Source organism: Methanosarcina siciliae T4/M, assembly GCF_000970085.1.
Classification (GTDB): domain Archaea; phylum Halobacteriota; class Methanosarcinia; order Methanosarcinales; family Methanosarcinaceae; genus Methanosarcina; species Methanosarcina siciliae.
The window spans coordinates 2,222,275-2,235,565 of the sequence record NZ_CP009506.1 but is presented as its reverse complement, the minus strand read 5'-3'; the positions used below and the strand labels follow the sequence as shown (position 1 = coordinate 2,235,565).

The window sequence follows — 13,291 nt, the reverse complement described above, 5'->3', positions numbered from 1 at the left end:
TTCAAACACCCCTGAAAGCCTTTGCCCCGGTAACCAGTTCTTCTTCAATCCCTTCCACAATCAGCTGAGGAAGCTTTCGGAGTTCTTCGTCGGTTGCAGAACCTATTTTGTAGCTGAGTACTTTGGAAGAGCCTGCAGCTGCCGAAACCTCCCAGATGTAATCGTAATCGTTGCCCATGGTAACAACCTTTGGCTCAGGTTTTGCCCCGTCAATTTTGCAGGGGAGCATTTCGTGCACCCTGAAAGAATACGCCGAGGTCCCGAAATTCTTGACCTTTATTGCCACATCCGCAGTCCCGTCGCCATTGTTTTTGACCTTCCTGTGCACAAGCAGGTTCCCCATGATCTTTGCAACAACAGGGTTTATGTCAGGGACGTCCTTGTCCAGGATATTTGCAACCTTTGCTGCCATTTTCGGCAGCACTTTCGTAATGATAATCTCTTTTTCCCTGCGCTTCTTGAGGTTGCTCTGCTTGCTCAGGTAATGCTTGAGTTTTCTTGCAACTTCTTTGACTGCAAGGTCCACTTCATCTTTAATTACGGGAATATCGGCAATCGCATCTTTTGATTCGGATGTAAAGGGCACGTTAATGGATGCGACGTGGATCAGGAGGAGAACAGGCCCTGTAGGAACCCCTCCTCCGGGCTGGTTTAAGCCGTACTGCTTCCATTTTATGTCCTCTACGGCATGGGTGGTCACGCATCCTCCCTGCTGGTAAAGCAGAGGCACACGATTTGCAAAACGCATGATACTGATCTTTTCTTCTTTCGGGAGATTGCCCCCGTATGCAAGCCCCACTTCCACTACAAAGGGGTTCCCGGAATATACGGCCGGTTTTCGCGTGCTTGTGGCAATGAAGTCCACGTTTGTCTCTTTCTCAAGCCCCCTATAGATCAGCTCTTCCCCGATCGGGGAAAGGCAGTCCGTAGGCGGGGACATGATCTTTACCTTCTGGAAAGCCTCGATCAGTTTTCTTGCCTCATGGCGCCCCAGGGCATGGGGATCTATTTCGGGATCAAGCCCCGCCGCCTTGCAGATTTCCTCGGCAGTGAGCAGCCCGATCTTACAAAAAGAGTAGCGGAGGAAGGGAGCAAGCTTCTGGCGCTCCGTGTAGTGGAGCATTTTCATAAGCGTTCCCAGTTCAATCCCTTCGGGATGGGGCAGGATTTCTTCTGCGGGATCAGGAATTTTATCCGTAGCCCTTTCAAAGACCTCCTCGTTGCCGTCAGGGTCGATAAGAGTAACCCTTGCATGGGGGTTTACAATTGCAGTGGCCTTAAGGTATTCGTAAATAGACTGCCTCCTCCCTTTTACATAGGCAGCTTTCATCTCCAGTTCGATCTGGGTCCCGTGAGGGCGGAACCAGTCCCTGACCTCATCGACCAGGATATCAGGCTCATTGGTGCCGGTATTGATCATGAGCTCGTAATAGTGAGCAGGAACGTTTGAGCCGGTCTTGGAGAGGATTTTTGTGTGCCTGCCTGCCGTCATCTGAGCATAAAGTACAGCTGCCGAAATTCCTATTCCCTGCTGCCCCCTGCTCTGCTTGAGGGCATGGAACCTTGAACCGTAGAGCAGCTTTGCAAAGACTTTGGGGATCTGTTCTCTTACGATCCCCGGCCCGTTGTCTTCAATGATAACGGTTACATAATCCTGGCCTGTTCTCTCAACCTGAACAAGGATATCCGGCAGGATCCCGGCTTCCTCACAGGCATCCAGGGAGTTATCCACGGCTTCTTTTACAGTTGTTATGAGACTTCGGGGCGCTGAATCAAAACCCAGGATCTGCCTGTTCTTCTCGAAAAATTCGGCTACACTTATTGATTTTTGTTTTTTGGCGAGTTCTTCTGCAATGGGGATTTCCATGAACTTTTACCTCAGGGCTGAAAAATTGATCTGATGCTTAAAAGGATACGGTCTTCACAGTAAGCTTCTCTGTCTGAAAAGGAATTCTTTCTTAATAAAAGCGTAAGGTAATAAATATTAGCGCCTGCTAAAAAAGATAACGATTCTTCCGGCTCTTTCCTGCAGGAAGTTCAGGCTTTCAGGCGCCAGGAATCAGAGTTCCGCCCCGATAATCGTCTGGGTTGCGGTTACGGTTTCGCTTTCCCTTATCCTGTCTACCACGGCATTGAGGATGCTAAGATCTTCGACGTCTATGATTATGACAAAATCGTACTCTCCGAAAACATGGTAGACGTCCTTGATTCCCTCTATATTCTTCAATTCCCTGTATGCTGCCTTTTCATATCCGGGCAGCACGTTTATCATTGTAACTCCTATAACCATAGGTATCACTTAAGGTAACGGCTGCAAGATATTTATTTTTATCCGACAGCCCGAAGAAAAAAACCTGCTAATTGGATAAGTATTTAGAGAGATACAAAGATGCCGATATTGAAGGATTGAAGGTTAGTGATAGGGTTGTTAAGGTTTTGCGCATGCAGTAAAAACTCATAATTAGATTGTTTTCAGCAATATAGAGTCCCGTTGTGCGTTTCTTGATTTGATCAAGTTGTAAAGAAGGTAAAATATCATTTAATCACTTAAGGATTCTAAATATTCATCTATGCCGGTCTTACATATTGGTTTAATTCTAATTTCATATCCATTTTCTACTTTTTGGACTTTGTAAAAGTTGAATGGAACATCGTTATAATTTTTATGAATTATTCTATAAATTTTAAGAGCATCGCATTTCTTTACGTTTAATCCAAAAATGATGCCTTCCAGTTCTGTTTTTTCGAATGTACATCTTTTTATATTTTGATTCTGTTCATTTGCTTCTTCAAATAAAAACATTCGATATTCTTTTTCATATTCCCAGCATGACCCTTTAGTTGATAAAAATTGCATTAGTTGTTTTCCATTTATGTCCAATAAATTTATAGGATCTGGCATTTTTCCATCATACGTCATTTCTACTATTGGTATACGTTCTGAATTTATTGTTAATCCATAGCCCTCTTCTCCATATTCTGGTATAGGCCCGTACTTTGCTTTGAAACTTAAGCATACTCCTTTATGATGGTCTGCATAGTGACTCCACATCGTAACATCCTTATTTTCTTCACTGAGACAATATGTAGGGATATGTGGTATATCAAAGTGTAATCTTTTTTTGGGAGCGGTTCGTTTAAACTTGTTGCCAGTTATCTGGTAATCCCCTAAGGCGATTCCGACTACCATATTATTTACTGCAACTTCTCTACTCATGCCACCCTTTTTAATCATATAGTCTATGAATTCTTCAAATGTACCTTCATAGTAACCATCCACTACACTGTCAACTGGGTCGTTATAGTCACGAGGATCTCTAAAGTAAAGTTCATTATATTCTAATGTGTCAAATAAGTGTTGATTTATTGGTCGAAATTTATAAAATAATTTTTCAACGGGTTTATTATCGAGTTTCAGTTCATTCATAGGAATACAAAAAGGTTAAAATAAATTTCAACTTTTCGGAATTTTATGAATCTTTTTTAGTTTTCTTATTCAGATTATCCTGTGTGTAAAATGGCAACTTTTATTTTAGTTCACTGTTGATTAAGGACAGATAAACATTTGTGACAAAGGGCAAAGTTATGGTATTAAGGGAAGAATTGAAGCAGTTTTTAGGGAATGCAAAAAAAGAGATGAAGCAACTATATGAGAAGATAAAACAGCATCCATTAACTTGTCTAATTTGTATAATTGCCATTGTAACTGCTGTAGTCCTATTAATTGCACTTCCATATTGGCGAGTAGCTCAATTTGGAATAACGAACCCAAAAGACTTAGCTGATGCTGAAAACAGCTACCGTTCCACATTAGCTCAAATATTGGGTGGCATTGCAGTTGGGATTGGAATTTATTTTGCTTGGGGAAATCTTACAAATTCTAGAGAAGGTCAGATTACTGATCGTTTCACTAGAGCTATTGAACAGTTAGGAAGTAAAGAATTGGAAATTAGATTAGGTGGAATATACGCCCTTGAGAGAATTGCAAATGAATCCGAGAAAGATTACTGGCCAATTGTGGAGATTCTAACGGCTTATATTCGGAAAAACTCACCTGTAGAATTAGCTGAAAGTCGAGATAAAATAACTCTAGATATTCAAGCAATTCTTACTGTAATTGGAAAAACCAAAAATAATTTTAATAATGAAAATTCCAAACGTCTCGATTTGCGAGGAACATTTCTTCAAGGGGCTAATCTTCAAGAGACTAATCTTCAAGGAGCTAATCTTCAAGAGGCTAATCTCCAAGGAGTTGACCTTCAAGAGGCTAATCTTCAAGGAGCTGACTTTAGTGAGGCTAATCTTCAAGGGGCTGACCTTAGGGACAGTCATCTCGAAGGAGCTGATCTTTGCAGTGCTCATATTGAAGAGGCTTATCTTTATGATACTCATCTTGAAAAGGCTGTCCTTCTGGATGTTCATCTTGAAAGAGCAGGCTTAAATGATGCTTATCTTGAAAAGGCTAGCTTTAATGGTGCTCATCTTGAAAAAGCTGAATTTTGGGGAGCAAATCTTAAAGGAGCTGAATTTTGGGGAGCTAATCTTGAAGGGACTCTCCTTAGAGAGGCTAACCTTGAAGGAGCTAACCTTATAGAAGCTAACCTTGAAAGAGCTAACCTTATAGAAGCTAACCTTGAAAGAGCTATCCTTATGTACGCTAACCTCAAAGGAGCTAACTTTGAAGGAGTAAACCTTGAAGAAGCTAATTTTGAAGGAACAAACCTTAAAAGAACTAAAAATCTGACAGTTGACCAGCTTTCAAAAGTGAAAACACTTTACAAGGCAGAATTAGATCCAGAGCTAGAAAAGCCATTAAAAGAGAAGTACCCAACCCTTTTTGAAAAACCTAAAGATAAACCTTTGTTTTCAGATGAAATATAACAAGATTCCTTCAGTACCTAATATGCCCTATGCCTAACTAAGAGATTTTATACAGATCTAATTTTCAAGAGTTGGCTATTATTTTAATATTATCAGTGTATAATACAGTCGCATGCCCGCCGAGTCGCACAGGGAAGAGGATATCTTCGAATCCCAGTTTATAGACAGGCATCTCAGCGAATACGCGAGTGTTTCGTCAATTGTACGTGAGGTACTGCCTTGTGAACTTTTTGCAACTGTAGGAGGAGTTATTGCAGAGATCATTTATTCAGGAATGACCAGCGAACTTGAGATGATCCCGGCCTGATTGTTATTTATCCGGGCGTGCTCGGGCTGCGCGGAAACATTTCCTCGACCCTCGGCTCAAGGCTCGGCAGTGCAATCCACATGGGGCTGATCACTTCCATCGACAGGAACAACCCCGAGCTGACAAATAATCAGGGCCCCTCCTTCTGGGCTTTATCATGGCTATCTTTCTCGGGTTTTTTGGGCATTTTGTCACCCTTGTCCTGGGTTTTGAAAGTGCGGGGGCCTTTAAGCTCATTCTCATCTGTGTGATTTCAGCTCTTACTTCCGGAGTAATCCTTCAATTCTCTGTATGCTGCCTTTTCATATCCGGACAACACGTTTATCATTATAACTCCTATAACCTTTCAATTTTTCCTGATATTGATTTTTTAACGCTTTGCAGGCTCGTGGCAGGGAGATCACATAAAACTAAGATTTGTGTTCCTTGCTGTGCAAAAAGTCTATGATGAAATACATTATGGAAAAAAAAATCAAATCGGTGACAGTAAGTTACAATTCTGTCAAATTAGGGAAAAAGGTAACTAAGCTGGACCGAAAAAATATTTTCATTTTGTTCCATTTCATTTTTTATTTTTATTGCATCCTCTTCCGGAATCCAATAAGTACGGGGACCATCACTATAAAGAAAACGAATCTTACACCAGGTAAATTTTTCCACTTTAATATCATATTTGTCCAGTATTGCAAGAAATTTTTCATCCTTTACTGCCTGTTCAGAGACCGGAAGAATGTAATAATCTTCTTTTTTCATAACTTGAGCAGGTATGGATAGAGTCCAATTTTTTTTATTATTCTCTTTCATCTCTGTTACAAGTTCGCTTCTGATGTCACTCCAGTTATCTTTGTCTGCCATTATGTAGTAATCCATATCGGAATAATTAGTGTCATATGTTAGTCTATAGTTCCGAGTCATGTTATAGTGTTGAAGAATGGCTTTTACTTCGGACTCAGAAATTCCATCTTTAAATTGAATAGTCATACCACCTACTTTTGATTCAGGATATGGTGTTTTCGTATCCTCTACCGGTGTTTTTACAGATAACCCCCAAAACGTTAAAAGAGTTAGAAAAATGATAAAAATCACGATTTCCTTATTGATTTTGCTCATATCAACCACTCCAGAAGTTGTGGAGTTTAATCCCTCAAAATCCGTTTTTATAGGATTGACAATTCAACTTTCCAAAAGACATCTTTTCTGGAATTAATATATGCGCACTATATCAAGCACACATACATAATGAGGTACTTTAGGTAAGGTACTTTAGATGATTTTTAGGGTTCAAAGCTTGGAAACAGACCCAATAACACTACCTATACAGCAATATCATTAAAATAACAAAAATCACAAAGCATAATACTATGAAGCCTATAACAGCCTTAGCTAATTTTTCCATGATTAGCAAATCCTTTTATTACTGATTTTAGTCCAATTTCTATTACAATGTTGAACAAAGGAAAGAGAAAGAACGAAGAAGATATTCTCATGTACTTCCTCACTTCAGTTAATCTTCCTCTAAGAAAGCACTATAGCTCCCGTATTGGTCGCATTTTATATACAAATTGTCAAAGTGTTCACGTAATTTTCTATCTATGTCATTGATGTAAATTCCATACGTGAAATATAGTTACCAAAATTAGCCCCTGAATTCCCAATAATTGGAGATGTATCGCTCATACAAATGTAGAGGCTCTAAGACAATCTGCTGTAATGATTTACGATATATATAATCATGATTATGATTGAGTACACGATGAGAGATTCGATAAAAGTTCCAACAATTACACTTATAATAGTTGATAAATCAGCAGGTACAATCACAAAGAACGAATTAAAAACTAAAAAAAAGGCGAAGCAAGCGATAAATAATATTCCATAACTTGATTTTTTCATTATAAATTCCATCCCTACTGATAAATTTTTGGTTTGACTGAATTAATTTCCTTGTTTACAATTTCTTTCATTTTAGTGTCAGCCTAAATTTTAGTTGTCCTATAGTAAAAGTTCCAGAATTTTTGGATAAAAGTTGTCCCTCACTATTTGGAAATAATTATTGAGGACTTTGTGCTTAAAATTCTCAATAACTATTTCACAATCAGATATTTTACATCTTATAGCTGTGTTTTTGAGTTATTTCATTATGTCATTTCATAAGTGCGATGGACATTTCCAAATTGATCACATGTTGAGTAAACTTTGATATTCTTATCATAGAGTACTAAACCAGCCCCAGCGATTTCAAATCCCCAATGGAAATGTCCACTGCCATAAATTTCAGATATATGAGTGACAGTATTATCACTCGCCCCTTCCTGCCAGTTACTCACCTGAAAAATAGTTGGAGTACCTAATGTGTACCATGCATCTATATAATGAGCTTCCACAATAGCAGGAGATATACTATACCCATAATATCCTTTTGAATAGATAGTAAACAGTCTCCCTCCCATAATATTATAGAAACTCTGTGATGCCGTTATCGTATCAGTATAATCAAGATTGACAGAACTTGTTGCTGCAGTAGTACTTTGAGTTATTGTTTTATTATTTGGTTCTTCCGTCATGTTAGTAACGAAAAAGAAATTTTCATTGGTGAAAGTTATATCTGATCCATCTTTTAGTTCATATGTTCTTAAATTATTTTTTTCTGAAGCAGTATCGTTTTTCAGTATTGAAATTTTGTCTTTATTTGCTTCGCAATAATTCAAAATTAAATCGTCTGTTGACAAGCTTTTTGTATTAGAGTTGAGAGCATCTATTAGACCTTGTTCCCATTCAGAAGGCTTTTCACTTGCCGTTAATTCTTCCTGTGCACTTACGGCTGGTATTAACGCCATACTAACCAGCATTGTCAAAAGAAATATTCCTATTTTGTTCTTAATCATTCGTCTAACTCCTAAGTTATTTTCCCTCAGGAGGCAGGATCAAGCAAGCTTAAATACAGACAAAGTTAACATAATCCTGCCTTTTAGGGTGTATTTTATGGAGTTCGTATGAACCTGGAAAGTCTTTTGAACTCCATAAATTCCTCTTATCTAACTCCTTATAAGTTTTCTGACCATCCCCTTTAACAATCTACCTTTCATACTCATTTTGAGCCCGCCATTTTCTCCGAACGTTGATTGTTAAAGACCGTGGTCAGAAACTATATATCTAAGCATCCCTCCATTCGTATTCAAACCTTTATATAAAAAGGAGAGTGGCATGATGTTGGTTCATTTCAAATTATATTTGTGAAAGTTCCACAGACCCATGGCAAGTAGATAGCACGAAGGCTTGTTGTTCCCTACCCCTGCTTTCCTCCACAAGCCTGTAAATAACTCCGAGTTACACAGTTACAGGGCTTACCCAAAAACCCACCCAACTTCATTACATCAAAACTTTGTCTCATTGGAAATTCAGAAATTTTTCCCTGAACTGCTCTATTGATTACAAAGTGACGGCAAAAACGACAACAACTTCAAAATTTGGTGAAATATAAGATTGGGATTTATCCGACTTTATTCTTCGTAATATCAGGTAAATTGCCACCTTTAATAACTAAGGTTGATTTTTTCCATTATTTTGTACAGACTTGAAATAGAAAGATTTTATACAGATCTAATTTTCAAGAGTTGGCTATTATTTTAATATTACCAGCGTATAATACAGTCGCATGCCCTCCGAGTCGCACAGGGAAGAGGATATCTTCGAATCCCAGTTTATAGACAGGTATCTCAGCGAATACGCGAGTGTTTCGTCAATTGTACGTGAGGCACTGCCTTGTGAATTTCTTGCAACTGTAGGAGGAGTTATTGCAGAGATCATTTATTCAGGAATGACCAGCGAACTTGAGATGATCCCGGCCTGATTGTTATTTATCCGGGCGTGCTCGGGCTGCGCGGAAACATTTCCTCGACCCTCGGCTCAAGACTCGGCAGTGCAATCCACATGGGGCTTATCACTTCCATTGACAGGAACAACCCTGAGCTGACAAATAATCAGGGCCCCTCCTTCTGGGCTTTATCATGGCTATCTTTCTCGGGTTTTTAGGGCATTTTGTCACCCTTGCCCTGGGTTTTGAAAGTGCGGGGGCCTTTAAGCTCATTCTCATCTGTGTGATTTCAGCTCTTACTTCCGGAGTAATCCTTCAATTCTCTGTATGCTGCCTTTTCATATCCGGACAACACGTTTATCATTATAACTCCTATAACCTTTCAATTTTGCCTGATATTGATTTTTTAACGCTTTGCAGGCTCGTGGCAGGGAGATCACATAAAACTAAGATTTGTGTTCCTTGCTGTGCAAAAAGTCTATAATGAAATACATTATGGGAAAAAAAATCAAATCGGTGACAGTAAGTTACAATTCTGTCAAATTAGGGAAAAAGGTAACTAAGCTGGACCGAAAAAATATTTTCATTTTGTTCCATTTCATTTTTTATTTTTATTGCATCCTCTTCCGGAATCCAATAAGTACGGGGACCATCACTATAAAGAAAACGAATCTTACACCAGGTAAATTTATCCACTTTAATATCATATTTGTCCAGTATTGCAAGAAATTTTTCATCCTTTACTGCTTGTTCAGAAACCGGAAGAACGTAATAATCTTCTTTTTTCATAACTTGAGCAGGTATGGATAGGGTCCAATTTTTTTTATTATTCTCTTTCATCTCTGTTACAAGTTCGCTTCTGATGTCACTCCAGTTATCTTTGTCTGCCATTATGTAGTAATCCATATCGGAATAATTAGTGTCATATGTTAGTCTATAGTTCCGAGTCATGTTATAGTGTTGAAGAATGACTTTTACTTCGGACTCAGAAATTCCATCTTTAAATTGAATAGTCATACCACCTACTTTTGATTCAGGATATGGTGTTTTCGTATCCTCTACCGGTGTTTTTACAGATAACCCCCAAAACGTTAAAAGAGTTAGAAAAATGATAAAAATCACGATTTCCTTATTGATTTTGCTCATATTAACCACTTCAGAAGTTGTGGAGTTTAATCCCTCAATTGTACACGACTAATTTCAAAACCAGAGGTTTCATCAGTTTATGTGTCAAATCAGAAAGGAAATGAATGATTATAATATAAGTCTCACCAGAAATCCGGTTATCCAATCCCTATCTTACTTTTTCCTGAGCTTCCACCCTCCATACAGGCAGGTCAAGCTTCCTAATAATCCAAAACCCGGAGTAGAGCTAATTTCACTCGATTCATTTCCGCCGGAGCTACTATCATTGTCAGATTCCGAATTATTGTTGTTTGAATTATTGAGTCCGACAGCATTTTTTTCTTCAGATGATAAGTTCGTTTTTTCAACCCCTATGTCTTCAGTTACGTTGGAGTTTGTCCCTGTGCTTTGGACAGTCATATCAGAATCTGTAGGAGGTACAATTACAACACTAGTAGGGTGGACTCCTACATTCACCGTAGCCGTAACAGTGTCCGTGTCTGTGTCAATTACGGATACATTGTCGCTTTTGGCGTTTGTCACATATACATTTTTTCCGTCTGGTGTGACTGCAACTCCTAAAGGAGTAATTCCTACAGGAACTGTGGCTGTAACAGTGTTATTTACTGTGTCAATTACAGAAACAGTGTTACCGGAATCATTGTAGTTACCAGAGATTGTCACATATGCCTTTTTTCCATCAGGACTGACTGCAATATCACTGGGGGTATCTCCATCTCCTACGGGCACGGTGGCCGTAACATTGTCTGCAGTTGTGTCGATTACAGAAACAGTGTTGCTGCCTGTATTAGTCACGTAAACCTTATTTCCATCAGGAGCAATTGCAACTTCATTAGGACTGTCTCCTACAGATATAGTGGTTGTAACTTTGTTTGTAATTGCGTCAATTACAGAAGTAGTATTGTTGAAAATGTTCGTAACATAGATTTTTTTTCCGTCAGGACTAATGACAACATTACGAGTAATCATCCCCACATTAATCTGTTCCATTAAAGTATTTGTAGCTGTGTCAATTACAGAGATATTGGTTCTATCACGGTCTGTCACATAAACTTTTGTTCCTGCAGGGTTGACTGCAACTTGCATAGGATAACGTCCTACATTCACTGTAGCACTAACCGTATTTGTCGCTATGTCAATTACCGAGATAGTTGGACCGAATCCTGGAGTTGCCACATATACCTTTGTTCCTGCAGGGTTGACTGCAATATCTCTAGGCCAGCCTTCTACAGGCACTCTGGCTGTAACATTGTTAGTTGCTGTGTCAATTACAGCGACATTAGGAGCAGGAACAGTACCATTATAATTCGTATCGTAATAATAACCTCTCTGATCATAATCTCCCAGATTTGTCACATATGCAAATGGAGCCGCACCTGCCACCCCTATCAATATTAAAATCGTAAGTGAAGTTATTCCCAAAACTCTTATGAGAGTATGCTCTCGATATGTTTTATCATATGTTATTTCTTCCATTTTAAATCCCAACCTATAGACTCATTAAAAAGCAACAACATCAGCGACTCTCTCCTGGATTTTGTTCATACCAGCACCCTATAAATAAAGAGGTTTCGATAAACCCCAATCTTTGACTGGTTGTTATATAGGTTCATAGGCAACCGTTGAAAACCAGAAGTTTATCGAACTCCTCTGAGGAATTTTTACCTTATATATATACGCACAGATTCTGAGCTACCATATGTACGTTCAAGTAATCCTGGAGTACCACACAGCGAACCAGTAGGCTCTGGATCATTAAGGCGCAAATATGTATACCCATCTTGAACTATGTATCCTTTACAAAGTCGAAAATGACCTGGAATCATACTGAAGAATGGTCTTTCATTTTCAATTTCTGATATAGCGTCACTATTAAAAAGCCTAATAGTTATGGTTCCCGTTTTTTCCCATTTATCTTCAGCCCATTCTACTATGTCATCAGCTGAAAGCCCAGACGCAGGTTCTCCCTCATCGCCCCAAGGGAAATAGTAATAAATGGAGTATTGTGTAGGGGTAGGAATCGGTTTATTATAATATTCACAAGCCATTTGGATGCATGCTGGACCACACCAATTTGGGTCTTCTTGTCCAATACCGTCAATATCAAGTATATTACCTGTAAATGAACTTCTCACTACTCCACCGTCACTGAGTTTTTTAATATTTTCTTCAGTAACTGCAGCATTAATATTAATTCCTTTATTAGCTGCTGCTTGTTCTATAGATTTGGCAAGTTCATCACTTTTTTGCCATTCTTTTAAATTGTTTTCCTTTCCATAAGTCAAAATCCTGTCATATAGTGACCATATTCCGGGTTCGGTTTCAGTTGCGGGTTTATCTTCAACCTCATTAAGGGAGTACGCATCTACAAATATCCGATGTTCAATTCCAGTGGTCTTGTCTTTCACCACAGTCATCGCTCCTATCCTTGGATAGCTGTATACAACCAAATTTGTTGATTTGATTTTCCCATCTGAATATTCACTTTTGGCTATTTCTATTGATTTTTTCATGGCTTCAGCCGCTTTATAAGGTTCAGGATCAAATACAATGTCATAGAGTGAAGGGCCCAATGTTTCATCGGCACATATGTCAATTACACCTATCAATTTTTTTTCTTTGTATACTGAGAATTGATAAAATAATTTCTGACCATTTATGTCATAAAGCTCAACCGGTTTGGGATCAACAGATGCACCTGTCCAGTTTTCAAAGCCCGGTGCATCGGCTGCTATGAAACTTATCATGTTAGCATTGGCATGCTTAAAAGCTTCCTCAGCAGTTACAGAATAATTATCCTCTGTCTGTGCACTTACGGCTGGTATCAACGCCATACCAGTCAACATTGCCAAAAGAAGTATGCTTATCGTAATTTTGTTCTTAATCATTCGTCTTTCTCCTAAGTTGTTTTTCCCTTAGGAGGCAGGATCAGGCAAGCTTAAATACAGACAAAGCTGACATAATCCTGCCTTTTAGGGTGTATTTTATGGAGTTCGTATGGTACGGGAAATACTTTTGAACTCCATAAATTCCTCTTATCTCACTCCTTATAAGTTTTCTGACCATACCATCTAACAATCTACCTTTCATACTCATTTTGAGCCTACAATTTTTCCATGAGCGTTGATTGTTAAAGACTGTGG

12 protein-coding genes are annotated in these 13,291 nt (G+C 38.8%); 4 read left to right on the top strand and 8 right to left on the bottom strand.

What is annotated here, in order from left to right:
* Position 1: 1 nt before the first annotated feature.
* From MSSIT_RS09500 to MSSIT_RS09490, 3 genes are all read right to left on the bottom strand, one after another.
* Positions 2 to 1,867, bottom strand: a complete 1,866-nt coding sequence (locus MSSIT_RS09500; protein ID WP_048171932.1) for a DNA topoisomerase VI subunit B — start codon at positions 1,865 to 1,867, stop codon at positions 2 to 4.
* A gap of 192 nt (positions 1,868 to 2,059) precedes the next feature.
* Entirely contained in the window at positions 2,060 to 2,290 is a 231-nt protein-coding gene (locus MSSIT_RS09495) for an Lrp/AsnC ligand binding domain-containing protein (protein WP_048171929.1), read from the bottom strand.
* A gap of 249 nt (positions 2,291 to 2,539) precedes the next feature.
* Entirely contained in the window at positions 2,540 to 3,427 is an 888-nt protein-coding gene (locus MSSIT_RS09490) for a DUF2971 domain-containing protein (protein ID WP_048171926.1), read from the bottom strand.
* Positions 3,428 to 3,585: 158 nt separating this feature from the next.
* On the opposite strand from MSSIT_RS09490, the gene MSSIT_RS09485 reads away from it, so the two are divergent.
* Together MSSIT_RS09485 and MSSIT_RS25670 are read left to right on the top strand one after the other, a co-directional pair.
* Complete coding sequence (locus MSSIT_RS09485) at positions 3,586 to 4,881, top strand: pentapeptide repeat-containing protein (protein WP_231590494.1); 1,296 nt, start codon at positions 3,586 to 3,588, stop codon at positions 4,879 to 4,881.
* Between the two features lie 112 nt (positions 4,882 to 4,993).
* Positions 4,994 to 5,188, top strand: coding sequence for a hypothetical protein (locus MSSIT_RS25670; RefSeq protein ID WP_048171924.1), 195 nt, complete (start codon positions 4,994 to 4,996; stop codon positions 5,186 to 5,188).
* 507 nt (positions 5,189 to 5,695) lie between these two features.
* On the opposite strand, the gene MSSIT_RS09470 is transcribed toward MSSIT_RS25670, so the two are convergent.
* Entirely contained in the window at positions 5,696 to 6,298 is a 603-nt protein-coding gene (locus MSSIT_RS09470; RefSeq protein ID WP_048171921.1) for a UPF0228 family protein, read from the bottom strand.
* Positions 6,299 to 6,941: 643 nt separating this feature from the next.
* Here MSSIT_RS09470 and MSSIT_RS25290 point away from each other — a divergent pair.
* Positions 6,942 to 7,067, top strand: a complete 126-nt coding sequence (locus MSSIT_RS25290) for a hypothetical protein (RefSeq protein ID WP_264357970.1) — start codon at positions 6,942 to 6,944, stop codon at positions 7,065 to 7,067.
* Positions 7,068 to 7,326: 259 nt separating this feature from the next.
* On the opposite strand, the gene MSSIT_RS09465 is transcribed toward MSSIT_RS25290, so the two are convergent.
* On the bottom strand, positions 7,327 to 8,073 hold the full coding sequence (locus MSSIT_RS09465) for a hypothetical protein (protein ID WP_052721592.1): 747 nt from the start codon (positions 8,071 to 8,073) through the stop codon (positions 7,327 to 7,329).
* Between the two features lie 770 nt (positions 8,074 to 8,843).
* Between MSSIT_RS09465 and MSSIT_RS25665 the strand changes: the two genes are divergently transcribed.
* Positions 8,844 to 9,038 carry a hypothetical protein gene (locus MSSIT_RS25665; RefSeq protein ID WP_048171919.1) on the top strand — a complete coding sequence of 65 codons (195 nt, stop codon included), beginning with the start codon at positions 8,844 to 8,846 and terminating at the stop codon, positions 9,036 to 9,038.
* Between the two features lie 507 nt (positions 9,039 to 9,545).
* Here the strand turns inward: MSSIT_RS25665 and MSSIT_RS09455 are convergent.
* The 3 genes from MSSIT_RS09455 to MSSIT_RS09445 all read right to left on the bottom strand — a co-directional run bounded on the left by MSSIT_RS09455 (position 9,546) and on the right by MSSIT_RS09445 (position 13,036).
* A complete protein-coding gene (locus MSSIT_RS09455) occupies positions 9,546 to 10,148 on the bottom strand; it encodes a UPF0228 family protein (RefSeq protein WP_048171917.1) in 603 nt (200 codons plus the stop codon).
* A 153-nt stretch (positions 10,149 to 10,301) separates the two neighbouring features.
* A complete protein-coding gene (locus tag MSSIT_RS09450) occupies positions 10,302 to 11,624 on the bottom strand; it encodes a beta-propeller fold lactonase family protein (RefSeq protein ID WP_048171915.1) in 1,323 nt (440 codons plus the stop codon).
* A 185-nt stretch (positions 11,625 to 11,809) separates the two neighbouring features.
* On the bottom strand, positions 11,810 to 13,036 hold the full coding sequence (locus MSSIT_RS09445; RefSeq protein WP_048171913.1) for a C39 family peptidase: 1,227 nt from the start codon (positions 13,034 to 13,036) through the stop codon (positions 11,810 to 11,812).
* Positions 13,037 to 13,291 lie beyond the last annotated feature (255 nt).